This is a genomic window from Streptomyces sp. NPDC002845 (genome assembly GCF_053591955.1).
The window spans coordinates 144,964-165,910 of record NZ_JBSFUU010000004.1 but is presented as its reverse complement, the minus strand read 5'-3'; the positions used below and the strand labels follow the sequence as shown (position 1 = coordinate 165,910).

The window sequence follows — 20,947 nt, the reverse complement described above, 5'->3', positions numbered from 1 at the left end:
GGTGGAGGGGCGCCACGGCCGCGTAAGCGTTTGCGTGAGTGTTTACGCCGACGGCGTCGGGGACGGCGACTCCGACGGGGCCGCCTCCACCGTCAGTTCGACGGTGAGCGTCGCACCGCCCGCCGTGTTGACGCGGAGCAGGAACGTGCCGGTCGTGTCGTCCGCATACAGCTTCGGGAGCTTCAGCAGACCGTCCGCGTCCGTCGTGAGGCCCGTGAGGGTGCGGACGGTTTCGCCGTCGGCGTCCTTGAAGTACGGGCCATTGTCGTTCTCGATGCCGTTCTCGGTCGGGTCGTCGGCCGACTTGATGAGTGTCGCGGTGGCGGCGACTCCGTCGGCGGCCTCGTCCTTGTACGTGGCCTTCACCTCGACCTGCTCGGCGAACTCGCCGCCCGGCACGCAGGTGAGCGCGGTGTCGGTGGTGCGGACGAGGGTGTCGGCCTGGCGGGCGGTGACGGTCGCGGTGTAGTCGAGGCCGGTCACCGCGCGGCCCACGACGGTGACACGGACGGTGAACTCACCGGTCTGCTCGCCCGCCACCAGCGCGGGCGCCGTGGCCGTGCCGGCGGCGTTGGTGACGGTCGTGGCGACACTCTCGCCGCCGTCGAAGGTGGCGTCCGTGTCGCCGATGATGGTGAAGCGGACGCGGACCTTCGGCACGGCCTTGCCGGCCTGGGTCTCGGTGCGGACGGAGATCCGCTCGCCGAAGGTGTCGCCGGCCATCGCGCTGAGCCCGGCGGTGCCCGCGTCCTCGATGTGGTGCACCGTGTCGGTGGGGGTGGTCGGCGTCCCGGACGGCGGGGTCGGTGACGGTGGGGTCGGTGACGGTGGGGTCGGTGACGGCGGGGTCGGCGACGGCGGGGTCGGCGACTGTGACGGCGGAGTCGGGCTGGGGCTCGAGCTGCCGGAACCGCCGCCGCCCGGCTGCTTGTCGCCGCCGCCCGGCTGCTTGTCGGGGCTGGGGCTCGGCTTCGACGTCTCCTGGTCGCGCGGCGACGGGCTCGGGCTGGTGCGCGCCCCGGAGTTGTTGTCGCTCGGGTTCTGAGGCAGCGTGCCCGTGCCGTCCGGGACCTCGTGGGTGCCCTTGCGGTAGTACTCCAGCCACGACAGGACCGTGTTCAGGTATTCCGTCGAGTTGTTGTAGCTGAGGATCGCGCGGCGGAGGTCCGCGTCGTCCGACATGTCCCAGCTGAACCGGCACAGGTAGTGGCCGGCGGCGAGGGCGGCGTCGTAGATGTTGTTGGGGTTCTTCTGGCCGTCGCCGTTGCCGTCGCGGCCCGCCCACTCCCAGGTGGACGGAATGAACTGCATGGGGCCGACCGCGCGGTCGTACGCGGTGTCGCCGTCGTACGCGCCGTTGTCGGTGTCGCTGATGTTCGCGAAGCCGACGCCGTTGAGGACCGGGCCGAGGATCGGCGAGGTCGTCGTGCCGTCGGCGTCGACGCGGCCGCCGCGGGCCTGGCCGGACTCGACCTTGCCGATCGCGGCGAGCAGTTGCCAGGGCAGGTTGCAGCCCGGCTTGGCCGCGCGCAGGGCCGCCTCGGCCTTCTTGTAGGCGTCGAGGACGGTCGCGGGTATGCCACGCTCGGCCTCGCCCGTGACGACCGATGTGTCACCGCCGTCCGGGGCCGAGGTGGGGCTGTCGAGGGGCGGAAGGTCCGTGTAGTAGCGCGAGTTGCCGGTCGCCGTGTCGTCGTCGGCGTGCGGGGTCGCGTCGGGAGAGGGGGAGCCGGTGGTCTGTCTGCCGGAGCCGTCGGTGGTCACTCCTGGAGCCTGGGACGCGGCCAGGGCCGCGACCGCGATCGCGGCCACCGTGGTGTTCGCCGCCCCCTTGCGGAGCCTCCTGCCGAACTGCGCCGCCATTGAGTGAACCCCTCCCGTGGACGACCGCCTTCGTTCTTGCCCGCGGTGCCGTCTCCTGCTGTCCCGGTGCTTCCCGGATGCTCGGTCGTGCTCCCCAGCACGGTGACCCAGGTGACCCTACGACAACTTCCGTCGCCAAGACACCCGTTCATGCCCGTTTTCATCCAGGTTGGCCACATCTGTATTTCCTGTGGATTTCCCGGAGCGGGTGCCCTGGGGGGACGTGGTGATGCCTCGCGCATACTGGCGGACGTGATCGCCGGGGCCCGACCTCCCGGCCAACGCCCGTCGCGGGGGAACGACTTGCCCTTCACTCTCAGCCACGCGGCCGCCGTCCTGCCCGCCATACGCGGCGACGGGACCGGACGCGGCCCCCTGGTACCCGCGGTGCTCGTCGCCGGTTCTTTCGCGCCCGACATGACCTATTACGCGGCGAGCGTGCTGCCGGAGGCCATGGAGTTCGGCGAGTTCACCCACTCCTTCACCGGCGTCTTCACCCTCGACGTCCTCGTCGCCTGGGCCCTGGTGGGTCTGTGGCTGGTGCTGCGCGAGCCGCTGGTGGCGCTGCTGCCACCCGGGCGGCAGGGGCGGGTGGCGGCGCTGGTGCGGTGCGGGGACGGAGGGAGGGGCGGCGGAGGCGGGCGTAATCGTTTGCGCAAGCGTTTACGTCCTGCTCCGGTCCTTTGGTGGTACGTCTCCGCCGTGCTCGGCGCGCTGACGCATGTCGTGTGGGACGCGTTCACGCATCTCGACCGGTGGGGGATGCAGGTGTTCCCGGTCCTGGGCCGGGAGATCGCCGGCTCGCCGCTGTACTGGTATCTGCAGTACGGCGGTTCGGCGGTGGCGGCGGTCGTCATCGCCGTCTTCGTGGCGCGCGCCCTGCGTCGGCAGCCCTCGGGGGAACCCATGGGTGTGCCCGTGCTGTCCGTGGCGGACCGGTGGGTGGCGGCGGCCGTGATCGGGGGCTGCGCGCTGGTGGCCGCGGTGCGGCGGGTGACGCGCTGGTGGGAGTACTGGGGCGATGTGGCGAAGCCGTACGAGGTGATTCCGACGCTGTGCTTCGGGGCGGGCGCGGGGCTGGTGCCCGGGCTGCTGCTGTACGCGGCGGGGGTCAGGATGTGGCGGCCTGTGCGGGTGCCCGCGGTGGAGACGGCGGAGCCGGTCTCTCGCTGACCTCGCGGGTGAGGGCCGCGGCGGCCCTTGGGAGCTCGGAGCTGGAGCTCAGGTGGGAACTCAGAAACGTGCCGTTGTTCGTGAGAAGGCCGAGGCGTACCCCTCGTCGGGGTGGCCGAGGTCTCGCGGGGATCGGCGGAGGGCGGTGTCGGCGGGGATACGGGGCGTGCTGGCGTCGGCCGCGCACACCGGTACCCGTCTGAACAGCGCCGACAGGGCCGAAACGGCCGAGACGAGGGTGTCGGCGACTGTCGCCGTACGGCGGCGGAGCGTGCGTATGCCCATGCCCGCATCCTTACGCCATCCGCATACCGGGGGCGCGCCTGCGGGGGCCACGCGGGTGACGCCCCTCCGGAGGCCTCGGGGCTCGGAGGGGCCCGTCACCCGTCGGCGGCCACGCCCTGCTCCGGGCTGCACCAAGGGGGGTGAGTCGGTTCGGCACGGCGTGGCTGGCGCCACGGTGGTTGCTTGCCTTGCCGCCACAGCGGTTCGGTTCGGGCCCGGCGGAGGAGCCCCCGGACCGTGCCGCTCGGCCGGGGCCGTCAGGCCGAGCGGCACGGGCTGCTGTGCGGCCGCGCCAGCCCGAACCGAACCAACCGCCCGGCGGCCAGGAGCCCACCCATGCTCGGCCCCAGCCGGAGGCTAATGCGCTGCCGACTCCCAGTCGGGGCCGTCGCCGACCGAGACATCCAGGGGTGCCCTCAGGTGGACGGCGTTCGCCATCTCCCTGCGGACGAGTTCCTCGGCGGTGGCGCGCTCGCCGGGGGCGATCTCCAGGACGATTTCGTCGTGGACCTGGAGGAGGATGCGGGAGGTGAGTCCGGCCTCGCGCAGGGCCCGGTCGACGTTCAGCATGGCGATCTTGACGATGTCGGCGGCCGTGCCCTGGATGGGGGCGTTCAGGGCCATGCGTTCGGCCATCTCGCGGCGCTGGCGGTTGTCGCTGTTCAGGTCGGGGAGATACCGGCGGCGGCCGAACAGCGTTTCCGTGTAGCCCGTCGCCCGGGCCTCGTCGACCACGCGGCGCAGATAGTCCCGTACGCCTCCGAAGCGCTCGAAGTACGTGTCCATCAGGGCACGGGCCTCGCCCGCGTCGATGTTCAGCTGCCCGGAGAGGCCGAAGGCCGACAGGCCGTAGGCCAGGCCGTAGGACATCGCCTTGATCTTGCGGCGCATCTCCGCGTCGACCGCGGACCGCTCCACCGAGAACACCTGGGAGGCGACCGTGGTGTGCAGGTCCTCGCCGGAGGTGAACGCTTCGAGGAGTCCCTCGTCCTCCGAGAGGTGGGCCATCACGCGGAGCTCGATCTGGCTGTAGTCGGCCGTCATCAGGGACTCGAAGCCCTCGCCCACCACGAACCCGCGGCGGATCGCCCTGCCCTCGTCCGTGCGGACGGGGATGTTCTGGAGGTTGGGGTCCACCGAGGACAGCCGGCCGGTGGCGGCGACGGTCTGGTTGAAGGTCGTGTGGATGCGGCCGTCCGCCGCGATCGTCTTGATGAGGCCTTCGACCGTGACGCGCAGCTTCGCCTGCTCGCGGTGGCGGAGCATGATGACCGGCAGTTCGTTGTCGGTCTGACCGGCCAGCCAGGCGAGGGCGTCGGCGTCCGTCGTGTAGCCCGTCTTCGTCTTCTTCGTCCTGGGCAGGCCCAGTTCGCCGAAGAGGACTTCCTGGAGCTGCTTGGGCGAGCCGAGGTTGAACTCGTGCCCGGCCGCCGCGTGCGCCTCCTTCACGGCCTGCTGCACGGCGCCCGCGAACATCTGCTCCATGGCTTCCAGGTGCGCCCTGTCCGCCGCGATGCCGTGCCGCTCCATGCGGGCCAGGAGCGCGGAGGTGGGCAGCTCCATGTCGCGCAGGAGGTCCGCCGCGCCGACCTCCTTCAGCCGCCCCCCGAAGGCCTCGCCCAGGTCGAGGATCGTGCGGGCCTGCACCATGAGCGCCTCGGCCTCGGCACCCTCGTCCGCGCCGAAGGCGAGCTGTCCGTCGGCCTCGGCGGCGGGGGCCAGCTCCCGGCCGAGGTACTCCAGGGAGAGCGCGTCCAGGTCGAAGGAGCGGCGGCCCGGCTTGACCAGGTACGCGGCGAGGGCGGTGTCCATGGTGACGCCCTCGATGCTCCAGCCGTGCTCAGCGCAGACCCGCATGGCGCCCTTGGCGTTGTGGAACACCTTCGGCTTGGACGCGTCGGCGAGCCAGGCCGCCCACGCGGTCTCGTCGGCCTCGTCGAGCTGCGTCGGGTCGAACCAGGCAGCCGCTCCCCCGGCCGCGGCGAGGGCGACCTCGGCCACCGCGCCCGCGCCGAGCGTCCAGGAGTCGACCGTGGCGACACCGAGGACCGCCTGGCCGTGCTCGGCGAGCCACGGCGCGAGCTCGCCCGAGCCGAGCACCGTGCCGTCCAGTTTCACGCCCGCGTCGGCGACCGGTACCGCGTCGGTCTCCTCCGCCCCGGGGTCCACGGCCAGCAGCCGCTCGCGCAGGGACGGGTTGCGGATCTCCAGGGTGTCCAGGACCATCGCGACGGCCTTGCGGTCGTACGGGGCGCGCTCCAGGTCGGCGACGGCCTTGGGCAGTTCGACGGTGCGCACCATCTCCGTGAGCCGGCGGTTGAGCTTCACCGCCTCCAGGTGGTCGCGGAGGTTCTGCCCGGCCTTGCCCTTGACCTCGTCGACGCGCTCGACGAGGTCCGCGAACGAACCGAACTGGTTGATCCACTTCGCGGCGGTCTTCTCGCCGACCCCGGGGATGCCCGGCAGGTTGTCGGACGGGTCGCCGCGCAGGGCCGCGAAGTCGGGGTACTGGGAGGGCGTCAACCCGTACTTCTCGACGACCTTCTCCGGAGTGAACCGGGTCAGCTCCGAGACGCCCTTCGTCGGGTACAGCACCGTCGTGTTCTCGGTGACCAGCTGGAAGTTGTCGCGGTCGCCGGTGACGATGAGGACCTCGAAGCCCTCGGCCTCGGCCCGGGTGGCGAGCGTGGCGATGATGTCGTCCGCCTCGAAGCCGTCGACAGCGAAGCGCACCGCGTGCATCGCGTCGAGGAGCTCGCCGATCAGCTCGACCTGGCCCTTGAACTCGTCCGGGGTCTTCGAACGGTTCGCCTTGTACTCCGTGAACTCCTCGGAGCGCCACGTCTTGCGGGACACGTCGAACGCGACCGCGAAGTGCGTGGGCGCCTCGTCACGCAGCGTGTTCGCCAGCATCGACGCGAAGCCGTAGATCGCGTTCGTCGGCTGGCCCGTCGCGGTTGTGAAATTCTCCGCGGGCAGCGCGAAGAACGCGCGGTACGCCAGCGAGTGCCCGTCCATGAGCATCAGCCGCGGACGGCTGCCGCCGGGGTTCTTGTCGGTCTTCTTCGATGCTGTCTCTGCCACGCCCCCGATCCTGCCACGAGCCACTGACAGTCGGCCCCGCCCGCCGCCCACAACCCCTCGCGGCGCCGCACCCCACGCGGTCCGGCCGGCTATTCCTCGGCCCCACGCCGAACCGACCACCCCACGAGAACCGATCACCTCGCGCGAACCGACCGCCTCGCGCGTGCCCTGACCGCTCGTCCGGCCGGATCGACCGCCCGTCCGCACGGGGGTGATCGTTGTCACCACCGCATGCGAGGATCGGAGACGTACTTCAGGTGCGTACGCGATAGGGGTGCCGACATGGCCAGCAAGCCGCCCAAGGGTGATCCGGTTCAGGACGCGCCGCAGGTCGCCGGACCGAAGCACGCGGCGGCCGGGCTGCCCGCGATCGGCCACACGCTGCGCATCGCCCAGCAGCAGATGGGCGTGAAGCGGACGGCGCTGACGCTGCTGCGCGTCAACCAGAAGGACGGCTTCGACTGCCCGGGCTGCGCCTGGCCGGAGCCGGAGCACCGGCACACCGCGGAGTTCTGCGAGAACGGCGCGAAGGCGGTCGCCGAGGAGGCCACGCTGCGCCGGGTCACCCCGGAGTTCTTCGCCGCCCACACGGTGGCCGACCTCGCGACCCGCAGCGGGTACTGGCTGGGCCAGCAGGGCCGGCTCACGCACCCCATGTATCTGGCGGAGGGCGCCGAGCGCTACGAACCCGTCTCCTGGGAGCGGGCCTTCGACATCGTCGCCGAGGAACTGCACGCGCTGGGCTCCCCCGACGAGGCCCTCTTCTACACCTCAGGGCGGACGAGCAACGAGGCCGCCTTCCTCTACCAGCTGTTCGCCCGCGAGTTCGGCACGAACAACCTGCCGGACTGCTCCAACATGTGCCACGAGTCGTCGGGGTCGGCGCTCTCCGAGACCCTCGGCGTCGGCAAGGGCAGCGTCCTGCTCGACGACCTCTACAAGGCGGACCTGATCATCGTCGCGGGCCAGAACCCGGGCACGAACCACCCGAGGATGCTCGCCGCCCTGGAGAAAGCGAAGGCGAACGGGGCGCGGATCATCACGGTCAACCCCCTGCCCGAGGCGGGCATGGAGCGCTTCAAGAACCCGCAGACCCCGCAGGGCATGCTCAAGGGCGCCGCCCTCACCGACTTGTTCCTGCAGATCCGCATCGGCGGCGACCAGGCTCTCTTCCGCCTCCTCAACAAGCTGATCCTTCAGACCGAGGGCGCGGTCGACGAGGAGTTCGTCCGCGAGCACACCCACGGCTACGAGGAGTTCGCCGCGGCCGCGCGGGCCGCCGACTGGGACGAGACGCTCACCGCGACCGGCCTCGAACGGTCCGAGGTCGAAGAGGCCCTCCGGATGGTCCTCGCCTCGAAGCGCACGATCGTCTGCTGGGCCATGGGTCTGACCCAGCACAAGCACTCCGTCCCGACCATCCGCGAGGTGGTCAACTTCCTGCTCCTGCGCGGCAACATCGGCCGCCCGGGCGCGGGCGTGTGCCCGGTGCGCGGTCACTCGAACGTGCAGGGCGACCGCACGATGGGCATCTTCGAGCGGCCCGCCCCGGAGTTCCTGGACGCCCTGGAGAGGGAGTTCGGCTTCGCGCCGCCGCGCGAGCACGGCTACGACGTCGTACGGGCCATCCGCGCCATGCGCGACGACAAGGCGAAGGTGTTCTTCGCGATGGGCGGCAACTTCGTGTCGGCGTCCCCCGACACGGAGGTCACCGAGGCGGCCATGCGCCGGGCCCGCCTCACGGTGCACGTGTCGACGAAGCTGAACCGCTCCCACGCGGTCACGGGCGCGCGTGCCCTGATCCTGCCCACCCTCGGCCGCACGGAGCGCGATCTTCAGGTCGGCCCGCATGGGAAAAGCACAGCGCAGTTCGTGACCGTCGAGGACTCCATGGGCATGGTGCACGCCTCACGCGGACGCCTGGAGCCCGCGAGCGAGCACCTGCTGTCCGAGCCGGCCATCGTGTGCCGCCTGGCCCGCCGTGTACTCGGCACCGACAGCACGGTCCCCTGGGAGGAGTTCGAGAAGGACTACGCGACGATCCGCGACCGCATCGCGCGCGTGGTCCCCGGTTTCGACGACTTCAACGCGCGCGTGGCCGACCCCGGCGGCTTCGCCCTGCCCCACGCCCCCCGCGACGAGCGCCGCTTCCCCACGGCCACCGGCAAGGCCAACTTCACGGCCGCGCCGGTCGAGTTCCCCAAGCTGCCCGAGGGCCGGCTCCTCCTGCAGACCCTGCGCTCGCACGACCAGTACAACACCACGATCTACGGCCTGGACGACCGCTACCGGGGCATCAGGAACGGCCGCCGGGTGGTTCTGGTCAACCCCGAGGACGCGCAGCGGCTCGGGGTCGCGGACGGCTCGTACGTCGACCTGGTCAGCGAGTGGAACGACGGCGTCGAGCGCCGTGCCCCCGGCTTCCGTGTCGTGCACTACCCGACGGCCCGTGGCTGCGCGGCCGCCTACTACCCCGAGACCAACGTCCTGGTGCCGCTGGACGCCACCGCCGATACCAGCAACACCCCGGCCAGCAAGTCCGTCGTCGTCCGTCTGGAACAATCGGCCACCGACTGAGCGTTTGCTCAGCCAGAGTGTTCGACAACGAAACGGAGCCGGGCCCCATGGGCGAACAGCAGCACGTGAAGTTCCCGCAAGAGGTGATCGACGAATACGCGGCGCTCGGTGTCGACCTGGTCGCCATGTTCTCGGCGGGACACCTGGGAACGCGGATGGGCGTGCAGATCGTGGAGGCCTCGGCCGACCGCGTCGTCGGCACCATGCCCGTGGAGGGCAACACCCAGCCGTACGGCCTCCTCCACGGCGGCGCCTCCGCCGTCCTCGCCGAGACCCTCGGCTCGGTCGGCTCCATGCTGCATGCAGGCAGCTCCAAGATCGCCGTGGGCGTCGACCTCAACTGCACGCACCACCGGGGCGCACGGTCCGGCCTGGTGACCGGCGTGGCCACACCGCTGCACCGGGGGCGCTCGACGGCGACGTACGAGATCGTGATCAGTGACGAGCAGGGCAAGCGGGTGTGCAGTGCGCGGCTGACGTGCATGCTGCGGGACGTGAACCCGAGCGACGCGGCACGCGTCCGCGCCGACGGCTGATCCACTCCACCGCCCGCACGCCGGACCCTCGGAGATCGCCCGCCTTCCCCAACCCCCTGTTCCCCCAACGCCGTTGATCCCGCGCACCCGGCGGCTTAGCGTCATGGCATGGGAACGGGACGAGCCCTCCGGTCGGGTGCGGCGCTCGGGCTGGTCCTCCTGACCGGCGGCCTGGCCACCGGATGCGGGGAGTCCGGCCCGGAGGACGAAACGACGACGCAGGCCGTGTCCGGCCCGCCGTCGCCGTCGGCCACACCCCCGGAGGACCTGTGCGCGCGAATCGTCGCCCACTGGTCACGGGAGGTGCTCGACGGCGACACCTACGGGGACTACCAGTCGATGGGCCTGTCCAACGGGCAGTACGACATCCTCCGGGACGTCGTCGACGCCGCCCGCGCCGAGCGGAGACGCGCGGGCGCGGCCGCCGCGGAGCGACTGATCGACCGTGAGGCGCGCGCGGGCTGCGAGGACTGGTACCGCGACGGCGGCCCGAGCAAGGGCCCCTGGCAGTGAGCGGCATCGGTCCCGTCGAGCCGGGCGAAGGCACGCGCGCGTGGGACACCGCCGAACCGGGCGAGGGCACACGCGCGTGGGACACCGCCGAACCCGGCGCCCCGCTCCTCCCCAGGCCCCCGCACGGCCCCCTGGGACAGTTCTACGCCCGCCACCACCGCGCCGTCATCGCGTCCGTGTCGGCCGCCGTCCTCCTCGCGGGCGGCGGTCATCTCTGCACCACCCGCCCCGAGGAGCCACCGCCGGCGCCCGCCATGTACCCGTCCCAGGTGGTCGACATCGACTATCTGGGCAAGAAACGCCCGCCCGAAGGCTCCCCGAGCGGCAGCTTCAGCTTCGCGGTCGAGGTCACGGCGCAGTCCGGCCTCACGGTCATCGTGGTGAGCATCAGCCAGCCGTACGCCGGAATCTCCCTGACCTCGGCGCCCAGGCCACCGTTCCGTACCCGGGTCGGCTTCCCCCACAAGATCGTGATCACCACACAGGTGACGGATTGCGCACATGCGCCGAGGAACGCCGGACTACCTTTCCTGAATGTAACTCTGCGTAATATGCGCGCAATACAAGACCACAGCTTCATCCTCGGCGAACGCTATGCGCACGACCTGTCGGAGGCCCTTCGGACATCGTGCGGCAACGACACGACGCCATCACCAAAACCCTGAAACACTACTGAATCCATCACTACACACCCTGCGGATTCTCACCATGTGGACGGAACGAATCGGCTGGAATTCCACCCATCCACCCACTGAGTACCGCTCTGCATAACGTCGTGTCATAACAAGAGCGTCACAGCCTTGGCCAGACACTCCTCCACGTTCCCCACACACGCTTAGAGTCACGCCCAGTCACCGCGCCCTCGGATTCGAAGTCACTTCGGCCCAGCGCTCGACTCGGCCTCGTCCACAGGGACCCGGCCGCGCCAGGGAAAGGACTGACTCGTGCGTCAACGTTCGCTCATCGCCATCACCGCCGCGCTGGCGGCGGGAGCACTCACCCTCACCGCCTGCGGCTCGCGCGACGACGACGGCGGCAGCTCGGACGCCGGTGGCGGTGGCACCACCGTCGTCATCGGCGTCGACGCCCCACTGACCGGCGACCTGTCCGCACTGGGCCTCGGCATCAAGAACTCCGCCGACCTCGCCGTCAAAACAGCGAACAAGGAAGAGTACGTCGAAGGCATCACCTTCGAGATCGAAGCCCTCGACGACCAGGCACAGCCCTCCGCCGGCCAGCAGAACGCCACCAGCTTCGTCGCCAACGAGGAAGTCCTCGGCGTCGTCGGCCCCCTGAACTCCTCCGTCGCCGAGTCGATGCAGAAGGTCTTCGACGACGCCAACCTCGTCGAAATCTCGCCCGCCAACACCGGCCCCTCCCTCTCCCAGGGCGCCGACTGGCAGACCAACAAGGTCCGCCCGTACAAGTCGTACTTCCGCACCGCGACCACGGACGCCATCCAGGGCCCGTTCGCCGCCCAGTACATCTTCAACGACGCCAAGAAGAAGAAGGTCTTCGTCATCGACGACAAGAAGACCTACGGCGCCGGCCTGGCAGGCACCTTCACCGACGAGTACAAGAAGCTCGGCGGCGAAGTCGTCGGCACCGAGCACATCGACCCCGAGACCAAGGACTTCTCCGCCGTCGCCACCAAGGTGAAGAACTCCGGCGCGGAAGCCGTCTACTACGGCGGCGAATACCCCCAGGCCGGCCCCCTCGCCAAGCAGATCAAGGACGCCGGCGCCAAGATCACCTTCGCCGGCGGCGACGCCATCTACAGCCCCGAGTACATCAAGCTCGCCGGCTCCGGCAGCGAAGGCGACATCTCCACCTCCGTCGGCGCACCGATCGAAGAACTCGCCTCCGCCAAGGAGTTCATCGCCAACTACGAGGCCGAAGGCTACAACGAGGCCTTCGAGGCCTACGGCGGCTACGCCTACGACTCGGTCTGGGCCATCATCGAAGCCGTCAAGAAGGTCGTCGAGGACAACAACGGCGAACTCCCGAGCGACGCCCGCGAAAAGGTCACCGAGGCCACCCAGAACGTCTCCTTCGACGGCGTGACCGGCAAGGTCTCCTTCGACGAATTCGGTGACACCACCAACAAGCAGCTCACCGTCTACTCCGTCGAGAAGGGCGTCTGGGCCCCGGTGCAGTCCGGCACCTACACCGACTGACCCACACCCGCACACCTGACCCGCGCGGGGCGCCGCACCACTGGCGCCCCGCGCGGCTCACATCCGCCCACCCCCCTCGACTATCCGAACTCTCGGAGGACATGCGGTGAACGAACTGCCGCAGCAGCTGGTCAACGGCCTGCTACTGGGATCCATGTACGGGCTGGTCGCCATCGGCTACACGATGGTCTATGGCATCGTCCAGCTCATCAACTTCGCCCACGGCGAGATCTTCATGACCGGAGGCTTCGGTGCCCTCACGGTCTACCTGTACGTACTGCCCGACGGCACATCCCTGTGGGTCGCACTGCCCCTGATGCTCGCCGGCGCAATCGTCGTCGCCACCACGGTCGCCGTGGGCGCGGAAAGGTTCGCCTACCGCCCCCTGCGAGGCGCACCACGCCTCGCCCCCCTCATCACCGCCATCGGCCTCTCCCTCGCCCTCCAGCAAGCAGTATGGGCCTGGTACCCGGACGCCAAACAGTCCATCAACTTCCCCCAGATCGACGGCGGACCCTTCGAGATCGGCAACGTCACCATCCAGACCGGCGACATCTTCCTGTTCATCGCCGCCCCCATCAGCATGGCCGTCCTCGCCTACTTCGTCCTCAAAACCCGCACCGGACGCGGCATGCAGGCCACCGCCCAGGACCGCGACACCGCCAAACTCATGGGCATCAACACCGACCGCATCATCGTGGTCGCCTTCGCCCTCGGCGCCGCCTTCGCCGCCATCGGAGCCGTCGCCTACGGCCTCAAGTACGGCCAGGTCCAATTCCGCATGGGCTTCATCCTCGGCCTCAAAGCCTTCACCGCAGCCGTCCTCGGCGGCATCGGCAACATCTACGGCGCCATGCTCGGCGGCCTCGTCCTCGGCGTCGCCGAAGCCCTGTCCACCGCCTACATCGCCGACATCCCCGGCATGGAACAGTTCGGCAGCCAGTCCTGGGCCAACGTCTGGGCCTTCGTACTCCTCATCCTCGTACTCCTCTTCAGGCCCCAAGGCCTGCTGGGCGAACGCGTCGCGGACAGGGCGTGACACCGATGACCACACACACCACAGCACCCCAGACCCCCAGCACCCCCGCCGACGGCACCCCCAAGGGCCTCATCGGCCTCCCGGAGAACACCGGCCGCGCCCTCGCCACCGGCGGCGGCGCCCTCACCGTCATCTCCACCTTCCTCGCCTGGACATGGACCGCCGCATTCCCCGGCAACCTCACCGTCTACGGCTACCCCGGCGGCCTCCAGGTCCTCGTCCTCATCGGCGGCGCCCTCACCGCCCTCTTCGGCCTCGCCTCCTACGGCATCAAAGGCCTGCGCTGGCTCACCCCCACAGGCGCCGACAGCGCCATCAAGCTGTCCGCATTCGCCGCGTTCGCCACCACCTGGTACACGATCATCGCCATCAGTGCCCAACTCGGCGGCATCGTCAACCTCGAACCCGGCGGCTGGATCGCGGCCATCGCCACCCTCGCCGCCCTCCTCGGCGCATTCTCCCTGCCCTTCACCCGGCCCCCCGAAGACCCGATCGACCCCGACGACACCCCCCAGGAACAACTCCGCCACCGCACACGCCACAACATCGCCGTCATCAAGGCCTCCCTCGCCTCCGGCACCCCCACCCCGGCCCGCAAACTCCCCGCGTACGCCGAAATCCTCGTCATCGTCGCCGCACTCGCCACCGGCCTCCTCGTCTTCACCTACGGCATCGGCACCGCATACGACGAACTCTTCATCGGCTTCCTCATCACCGCCGGCTTCGGCTTCGCCGCCATCACCAAGGCCGGACTCGTGCGACGCATCTCCGCACTCACCGCCAAACACCGCAACGTGACCATGCTCGGCGCGTTCATCGCAGCCGCCGCCTTCCCCTTCACCCAGTCCGACGACCGCTACGCCACCATCGGCGTCTACATCCTGATCTTCGCCACCGTCGCCCTCGGCCTCAACATCGTCGTCGGCCTCGCCGGCCTCCTCGACCTCGGATACGTCGCCTTCCTCGGCGTCGGCGCCTACACCGCGGCCATGGTCTCCGGCTCCCCCTCCTCCCCCTTCGACATCCACCTGCCGTTCTGGGCCTCCGCCCTCCTCGGCGCCGCCGTCGCCATGATCTTCGGCGTCCTCATCGGCGCCCCCACCCTGCGACTGCGCGGCGACTACCTCGCCATCGTGACCCTCGGCTTCGGAGAAATCTTCCGCATCGGCGTCCTCAACATGGACGGCACCTCCGGCCCCGACATCACCAACGGCTCCAACGGCATCTCATCAATCCCCAACCTCAACATCCTCGGCTTCGACTTCGGCCAGGAACACAGCATCTTCGGGTTCACCATCGCCCGATTCGCCAACTACTTCCTGCTGATGCTCCTCATCACCCTCGTCGTCGTCATCGTCTTCCGACGCAGCAGCGACTCCCGCATCGGCCGCGCCTGGATCGCCATCCGCGAAGACGAAACAGCCGCACTCGCCATGGGCATCAACGGCTTCCGCGTCAAACTCATCGCCTTCGCCCTCGGCGCCACCCTCGCCGGCCTCGCCGGCACCGTCCAAGCCCATGTCACCTACACCGTGACCCCCGAGCAGTACCAATTCGCCCACGTCGTCCCACCCAACTCCGCATTCCTCCTCGCCGCCGTCGTCCTCGGCGGCATGGGCACCATCAGCGGACCCCTCGTCGGCGCCGCACTGCTCTACCTCATCCCCGCCAAGCTCCAGTTCCTCGGCGACTACCAACTCCTCGCCTTCGGCCTCGCACTCGTCCTCCTGATGCGCTTCCGCCCCGAAGGCCTCATCCCCAACCGACGCCGCCAGCTCGAATTCCACGAAGAGGCCGAAGCGCCCACAGTCCTCAGCAAGGCAGGGGCCTGACATGACCACCGACACCACCACCAAGGACACCACCCCCGGCCCCACCACGCCCGGCGAAACCGTCCTCGACGCACGCGGCGTCACCATGCGCTTCGGCGGCCTCACCGCCGTACGCAACGTCGACCTCACCGTCAACAGCGGCGAAATCGTCGGCCTCATCGGCCCCAACGGCGCCGGCAAAACCACCTTCTTCAACTGCCTCACCGGCCTCTACATCCCCACCGAAGGAGAAGTCCGCTACAAAGGAAAAATCCTCCCGCCCAAGTCCTTCAAGGTCACCGCAGCCGGCATCGCCCGCACCTTCCAGAACATCCGCCTGTTCGCCAACATGACCGTCCTGGAAAACGTCCTCGTCGGCCGCCACACCCGCACCAAAGAAGGCCTCTGGTCCGCACTCCTGCGCGGCCCCGGCTTCCACAAAGCCGAAGCAGCCTCCCGCGAACGCGCCATGGAACTCCTGGAGTTCGTGGGTCTGGCGAGCAAGGCCGAACACCTCGCCCGCAACCTCCCGTACGGCGAACAACGCAAACTCGAAATCGCACGAGCACTGGCGAGTGAGCCGGGCCTGCTTCTCCTGGACGAGCCGACGGCAGGCATGAACCCCCAGGAGACACGCGCCACCGAAGAAATCGTCTTCGCCATCCGCGACAAAGGCATCGCCGTCCTCGTCATCGAGCACGACATGCGATTCATCTTCAACCTCTGCGACCGCGTCTCCGTCCTCGTCCAAGGCGAAAAACTCGTCGAAGGCGACCCCGCCACCGTCCAAGGCGACGAACGCGTCATCGCCGCCTACCTCGGAGAACCCTTCGAAGACTCCCCCGGCGCCGAGGAAATCGCGGAAGTCGAAGCCGCCGAAGCACACGCCGACACCCCGCAAGACGCCGCGCCCGGCACCCCCGGCGCGCTCGGCAAGGAGAACGACCGATGACCGCACTACTCGAAGTCGAAGACCTCCGAGTCGCCTACGGCAAGATCGAAGCCGTCAAAGGCATCTCCTTCAAGGTCGACGCCGGCGAAGTCGTCACCCTCATCGGCACCAACGGCGCCGGCAAGACCACAACCCTGCGCACCCTCTCAGGCCTGCTCAAGCCCGTCGGCGGCCAGATCAAATTCAACGGCAAATCGCTGAAGAAAATCCCCGCCCACAACATCGTCTCGCTGGGACTCGCCCACTCCCCCGAAGGGCGCCACATCTTCCCCCGCATGACGATCGAGGACAACCTCCGACTCGGCGCCTTCCTCCGCAACGACAAACCCGGCATCGAGAAGGACATCCAGCGCGCCTACGACCTCTTCCCGATACTCGGGGAACGACGGAAGCAAGCCGCGGGAACCCTCTCCGGCGGCGAACAGCAAATGCTCGCCATGGGCCGCGCACTCATGTCCCAGCCCAAACTGCTCATGCTCGACGAACCCTCCATGGGCCTCTCCCCGATCATGATGCAGAAGATCATGGCCACCATCGCCGAACTCAAATCCCAGGGCACCACCATCCTGCTCGTCGAACAGAACGCCCAGGCCGCCCTCTCACTCGCCGACCACGGCCACGTCATGGAAATCGGCAAGATAGTCCTCTCCGGCACGGGCTCCGACCTGCTGCACGACGAATCGGTCCGCAAGGCGTACCTCGGCGAAGACTGAGCCCCGCAGTTCCACAGGGATACGACGAGGCCCGCACACCCTGACTTCAGGGGGTGCGGGCCTCGTCACGTACAGGTGTGTCGGGCTCAGCCCTTCGACGCCTTCTTCTCCTCGGCGTCCTGAATGACCGCCTCAGCGACCTGCTGCATCGACATACGCCGGTCCATGGAGGTCTTCTGGATCCACCGGAACGCCGCCGGCTCGGTCAGCCCGTACTCCGTCTGAAGAACCGACTTCGCCCGGTCGACCAGCTTCCGCGTCTCCAGACGCTGACTGAGATCCGCGACCTCCCTCTCCAGTTCCTTCAACTCCGTGAACCGCGACACGGCCATCTCGATCGCCGGCACGACATCACTCTTGCTGAACGGCTTGACGAGGTAGGCCATGGCGCCCGCGTCACGAGCACGCTCGACGAGGTCACGCTGCGAGAAGGCCGTCAGCATCAGCACGGGCGCGATGCTCTCCGCCGCGATCTTCTCCGCGGCCGAGATCCCGTCCATCTTCGGCATCTTCACATCGAGGATCACCAGATCGGGCCGGTGCTCACGGGCGAGCTCGATGGCCTGCTCGCCGTCTCCCGCCTCACCTACGACGGAGTAGCCCTCTTCTTCGAGCATCTCCCTGAGATCGAGACGGATCAGCGCCTCGTCCTCAGCGATGACGACACGGGTCGTCAGCGGAGGCACGTGCGACTTGTCGTCGTCGGGCGCGTCTACGGGCTGGGGCGACTCGGGGGCGGTCACGGGGGCTCCTTGTTACGGGCAGGGCAGGTGCTGCTGCCTGTTCAGCCTACCTAGAGGCGGGGAGCTGCGGTGACCCGGTATGCTTCCGGGCAGCAACTCTTGCCGGGTTGGTGGAATCGGCATACACACGGTCCTCAAAAGACCGCGCCTCACGGCTTGCGGGTTCGAATCCCGCACCCGGCACAGCTCGCTGAAAGCGGATGCTCACGTTCTCGTGAACATCCGCTTTTTGCTGCGCACGGTCGCGATCACTGACGCAGAGTAGCCGCATGAGCTTCCACAGCACTGACGTGCGACAGAAGGCGCTCACACTGCTGCGCAACGGCGCGAGGAACGCAGATGTGGCTCGCAAACTCAACGTGCCGAAGGGAACGATCGGCTACTGGAAGCACATAGACCGGGCAAAGCGCGGCGAGTGCCCCGGTCGCGGTCAACGGCCTCCATGCCCCCGATGCGACAGCGAGCTGAACGGTTCGGCGTATGCCTACCTCCTCGGCCTGTACCTCGGGGACGGCCACATCATCCAGAACCGCGCCATGCGCTCACCCAGCCTGTCAATCGCATGCGCCGAGGTGCATCCCGGGCTCGTGGACAAGTGTGAGAGCGCCATGCGCGACGTATTTCCGAACAACTCGGTATGCAGGGTCCGCCGGAAAGGCTGCTGGGAAGTGAAGCTGTACTCCATGCACATGTGGTGCCTGTTCCCACAGCACGGCCCCGGCAGGAAACACGAGCGCCCCATCACCCTCGAACCCTGGCAACAGGAGATCGTCGACGCCCACCCCTGGGAGTTCATCCGCGGTCTCATCCACTCCGACGGCTGCCGCATCACCAACTGGACGACTCGCCTCGTAGCCGGTGAGCGCAAGCGCTACGAGTACCCGCGGTACTTCTTCACCAACGTGTCCGATGACATCCGTCAGCTCTACACGGACACGCTGGACAAGCTCGGCATCGCGTGGACCCACTGCACACGCAACGGCAACCCGTACAACATCTCCGTCGCCCGCAAAGCCTCCGTCGCCCTCATGGACACCCACGTAGGCCCCAAGTACTGAACGAACGAAAATGGGCCCCTCGCCAAGAGGGGCCCTCCGCAGGCTACTTGGGACTGTCGTCCTCCCCGATGTGATGCACTCGCACCATGTTGGTCGTACCGGACACACCGGGAGGCGACCCCGCCGTGATGACGACCATGTCGCCCTTCTGGCAGCGGCCGTTCTTGAGCAACAGCTCGTCGACCTGGTCGACCATCGCGTCGGTGGAGTCGGCGTGGGGGCCGAGGAAGGTTTCCACGCCCCAGGTCAGGCTCAGTTGGGAGCGTGTGGCGGCGTCCGGAGTGAAGGCCAGGAGGGGAATGGGGGAACGGTACCTGGACAGCCGCCGCGCCGTGTCGCCGCTCTGGGTGAAGGCGACGAGGAACTTGGCGCCGAGGAAGTCGCCCATCTCCGCCGCCGCTCGGGCGACGGCGCCGCCCTGGGTGCGGGGTTTGCTGCGTTCGGTCAGGGGCGGGAGGCCCTTGGCGAGGATGTCTTCCTCCGCTGCCTCGACGATCTTCGCCATGGTGCGGACCGTCTCGACGGGGTACTTGCCGACGCTGGTCTCACCCGACAACATCACCGCGTCCGTGCCATCGATCACCGCGTTGGCGACATCGCTCGCTTCCGCGCGCGTGGGGCGGGAGTTGTCGATCATCGAGTCGAGCATCTGGGTGGCGACGATGACCGGTTTGGCGTTGCGCTTCGCGAGTTTGATGGCGCTCTTCTGGACGATCGGGACCTGTTCGAGGGGCATTTCGACGCCGAGGTCACCGCGCGCGACCATGATGCCGTCGAACGCCGCGACGATGTCCTCGATGTTCTCCACGGCCTGGGGTTTCTCGACCTTGGCGATGACGGGGAGGCGGCGGCCTTCCTCGTCCATGATGCGGTGGACGTCTTTGATGTCGCGTCCGGTGCGGACGAAGGAGAGGGCGATGACGTCGAAGCCGGTGCGCAGGGCCCAGCGGAGGTCGGCCTCGTCCTTCTTGGAGAGGGCCGGGACGGAGACGGCTACGCCGGGGAGGTTCAGGCCCTTGTTGTCGGAGACCATGCCGCCTTCGGCGACGGTGGTGTGGACGCGAGGGCCGTCGACGGCGGTGACTTGGAGGGTGACTTTGCCGTCGTCGACGAGGATGTGTTCGCCGGGGGTGACGTCGTCGGCGAGGCCGGCGTATGTGGTGCCGCAGGTGTCGCGGTCGCCTTCGACGCCTTCTTCCACGGTGATGGTGAAGGTGTCGCCGCGTTCAAGGAGTACGGGTCCTTCGGTGAAGCGGCCGAGGCGGATCTTCGGTCCTTGAAGGTCGGCGAGGATGCCGACGCTGCGGCCGTTCTCGTCGGAGGCCTTGCGGACGCGCTGGTAGCGCTCCTCGTGTTCGGCGTAGGTGCCGTGGCTGAGGTTGAAGCGGGCTACGTCCATTCCGGCGTCGACCAGGGCTTTGATCTGGTCGTATGTGTCGGTGGCGGGGCCCAGGGTACAGACGATCTTTGCTCGGCGCATGGCTTCGAGCCTAGGGCTTACCGGTCGGTAGGGAATTGGCTGTGCATGACTACTCAACAACCTTTGGGTGAAGGGTTGTTGACAAGTGTTGAATTGTGCGCCGGGGTGCTCCGATGAGCGCCCGGGTGTTTTCGCGGCTTTCAGAGTCGCGTCGGAGTCGTGTCAGAGTCGTGGGGGTGCCATGGTGAATCGGGCGTTGACGGTGGCGTACACGTGTTGTCGTTGGGGTTCGAGGTCGAGGGGGGCGGCGGCGTCCTCGACGGCTGCGGCGTAGGCCATGGATCGCATGTGTTCGCGGCCTGTGGCGTAGGGCTGGGCGTTCTCGGCGCCGATGTCGGCGAGTTCCACGAGTGCCGACAACTGCGTTCCGAGGGCTTCGGCGTATTCGCGGGCGCGTTGTACTGCTTCGTGTACGGCTTGTCGTCTGGCTTGGCGGTGGGCGGGTGAGTCGGGGCGGAGGGTCCACCAGGGCCCGTCGACGCGGGTGAGGTCGAGGTCGGCGAGGCGGGTGGTGAGTTCGCCGAGGGCGGTGAAGTCGGTGAGTTCGGCGGTGATGTGGACGCGTCCGTGGTAAGCGCGGATGCGTTCGCCGCGGCCGTGTTTGGTGAGTTCGGGGGCGATGGAGAAGGCGCCTGTTTCGAGTCGTTCGACGGCGTCGCCGTACGTTTTGACGAGGTCCATGGCGGTGGTGTTGCGTCGGGTGAGGTCGGCGAGGGCGTCGCGTCGGTCGGTGCCGCGGGCGTTGACGGTGACCCCGATGCGGGCGATTTCGGGGTCGACTTCGAGGTGGGCTTCGCCGCGGACGGCGATGCGGGGGGCGTCGGGGGTGCCGTAGGGCAGGGCGGCCTTGGGTGTGTCTGATGCGTCGGTCCGGGGTTCCTCTGGTGTGGCGGTCATACATCCCACTCTGTCACCGATGACCCGGTTGGGGGCCTGGCTGTTC

Annotated in this window: 17 protein-coding genes and 1 tRNA gene; 12 read left to right on the top strand and 6 right to left on the bottom strand. The window is 68.6% G+C overall.

All coding sequences use genetic code 11. The features are described from left to right. Positions 1-42: 42 nt before the first annotated feature. A complete protein-coding gene (locus ACWD3C_RS04285; RefSeq protein ID WP_451139901.1) occupies positions 43-1,863 on the bottom strand; it encodes a lytic transglycosylase domain-containing protein in 1,821 nt (606 codons plus the stop codon). A gap of 303 nt (positions 1,864-2,166) precedes the next feature. Between ACWD3C_RS04285 and ACWD3C_RS04280 the strand changes: the two genes are divergently transcribed. Continuing rightward, positions 2,167-3,036: a DUF4184 family protein gene (locus ACWD3C_RS04280; protein ID WP_451139900.1), complete on the top strand. Its 870-nt coding sequence runs from the start codon at positions 2,167-2,169 to the stop codon at positions 3,034-3,036. 60 nt (positions 3,037-3,096) lie between these two features. Here ACWD3C_RS04280 and ACWD3C_RS04275 read toward each other — a convergent pair whose 3' ends face one another. Both ACWD3C_RS04275 and polA read right to left on the bottom strand, forming a co-directional pair. Continuing rightward, on the bottom strand, positions 3,097-3,321 hold the full coding sequence (locus ACWD3C_RS04275; RefSeq protein ID WP_451139898.1) for a hypothetical protein: 225 nt from the start codon (positions 3,319-3,321) through the stop codon (positions 3,097-3,099). A 357-nt stretch (positions 3,322-3,678) separates the two neighbouring features. Continuing rightward, a complete protein-coding gene (polA, locus tag ACWD3C_RS04270; RefSeq protein ID WP_451139896.1) occupies positions 3,679-6,405 on the bottom strand; it encodes a DNA polymerase I in 2,727 nt (908 codons plus the stop codon). 282 nt (positions 6,406-6,687) lie between these two features. Between polA and ACWD3C_RS04265 the strand changes: the two genes are divergently transcribed. The 9 genes from ACWD3C_RS04265 to ACWD3C_RS04225 all read left to right on the top strand — a co-directional run bounded on the left by ACWD3C_RS04265 (position 6,688) and on the right by ACWD3C_RS04225 (position 16,723). Continuing rightward, on the top strand, positions 6,688-8,982 hold the full coding sequence (locus ACWD3C_RS04265) for an FdhF/YdeP family oxidoreductase (protein ID WP_451139894.1): 2,295 nt from the start codon (positions 6,688-6,690) through the stop codon (positions 8,980-8,982). A 47-nt stretch (positions 8,983-9,029) separates the two neighbouring features. After that, positions 9,030-9,518, top strand: coding sequence for a PaaI family thioesterase (locus tag ACWD3C_RS04260; protein ID WP_451139892.1), 489 nt, complete (start codon positions 9,030-9,032; stop codon positions 9,516-9,518). A gap of 108 nt (positions 9,519-9,626) precedes the next feature. After that, positions 9,627-10,031: a hypothetical protein gene (locus ACWD3C_RS04255; protein ID WP_451139890.1), complete on the top strand. Its 405-nt coding sequence runs from the start codon at positions 9,627-9,629 to the stop codon at positions 10,029-10,031. Continuing rightward, complete coding sequence (locus tag ACWD3C_RS04250; protein WP_451139888.1) at positions 10,028-10,696, top strand: Tat pathway signal sequence domain protein; 669 nt, start codon at positions 10,028-10,030, stop codon at positions 10,694-10,696. Before ACWD3C_RS04255 ends, ACWD3C_RS04250 begins: the two co-directional genes overlap by 4 nt. A gap of 279 nt (positions 10,697-10,975) precedes the next feature. Then, positions 10,976-12,208: a branched-chain amino acid ABC transporter substrate-binding protein gene (locus ACWD3C_RS04245; RefSeq protein WP_451139886.1), complete on the top strand. Its 1,233-nt coding sequence runs from the start codon at positions 10,976-10,978 to the stop codon at positions 12,206-12,208. A gap of 106 nt (positions 12,209-12,314) precedes the next feature. Beyond that, a complete protein-coding gene (locus tag ACWD3C_RS04240; protein WP_451139884.1) occupies positions 12,315-13,247 on the top strand; it encodes a branched-chain amino acid ABC transporter permease in 933 nt (310 codons plus the stop codon). 5 nt (positions 13,248-13,252) lie between these two features. Further along, on the top strand, positions 13,253-15,079 hold the full coding sequence (locus tag ACWD3C_RS04235; protein ID WP_451139882.1) for a branched-chain amino acid ABC transporter permease: 1,827 nt from the start codon (positions 13,253-13,255) through the stop codon (positions 15,077-15,079). 1 nt (position 15,080) lies between these two features. Beyond that, positions 15,081-16,010, top strand: a complete 930-nt coding sequence (locus ACWD3C_RS04230; protein WP_451139880.1) for an ABC transporter ATP-binding protein — start codon at positions 15,081-15,083, stop codon at positions 16,008-16,010. Next, complete coding sequence (locus tag ACWD3C_RS04225; RefSeq protein WP_451139878.1) at positions 16,007-16,723, top strand: ABC transporter ATP-binding protein; 717 nt, start codon at positions 16,007-16,009, stop codon at positions 16,721-16,723. The genes ACWD3C_RS04230 and ACWD3C_RS04225 overlap by 4 nt, the downstream gene beginning before the upstream one ends. Before the next feature lie 86 nt (positions 16,724-16,809). Here ACWD3C_RS04225 and ACWD3C_RS04220 read toward each other — a convergent pair whose 3' ends face one another. Next, entirely contained in the window at positions 16,810-17,466 is a 657-nt protein-coding gene (locus tag ACWD3C_RS04220) for an ANTAR domain-containing response regulator (protein ID WP_451139876.1), read from the bottom strand. Positions 17,467-17,567: 101 nt separating this feature from the next. On the opposite strand from ACWD3C_RS04220, the gene ACWD3C_RS04215 reads away from it, so the two are divergent. Together ACWD3C_RS04215 and ACWD3C_RS04210 are read left to right on the top strand one after the other, a co-directional pair. Continuing rightward, positions 17,568-17,649: transfer RNA gene (locus tag ACWD3C_RS04215), tRNA-Leu, on the top strand. A gap of 86 nt (positions 17,650-17,735) precedes the next feature. After that, the gene (locus ACWD3C_RS04210; protein WP_451139874.1) at positions 17,736-18,524 is read left to right on the top strand and encodes a helix-turn-helix domain-containing protein; all 789 of its coding nucleotides are present in this window, start codon (positions 17,736-17,738) and stop codon (positions 18,522-18,524) included. A 43-nt stretch (positions 18,525-18,567) separates the two neighbouring features. Here ACWD3C_RS04210 and pyk read toward each other — a convergent pair whose 3' ends face one another. Beyond that, entirely contained in the window at positions 18,568-20,004 is a 1,437-nt protein-coding gene (pyk, locus tag ACWD3C_RS04205) for a pyruvate kinase (protein WP_451139872.1), read from the bottom strand. Between the two features lie 162 nt (positions 20,005-20,166). Continuing rightward, positions 20,167-20,901: an SIMPL domain-containing protein gene (locus tag ACWD3C_RS04200; RefSeq protein ID WP_451139870.1), complete on the bottom strand. Its 735-nt coding sequence runs from the start codon at positions 20,899-20,901 to the stop codon at positions 20,167-20,169. Positions 20,902-20,947 lie beyond the last annotated feature (46 nt).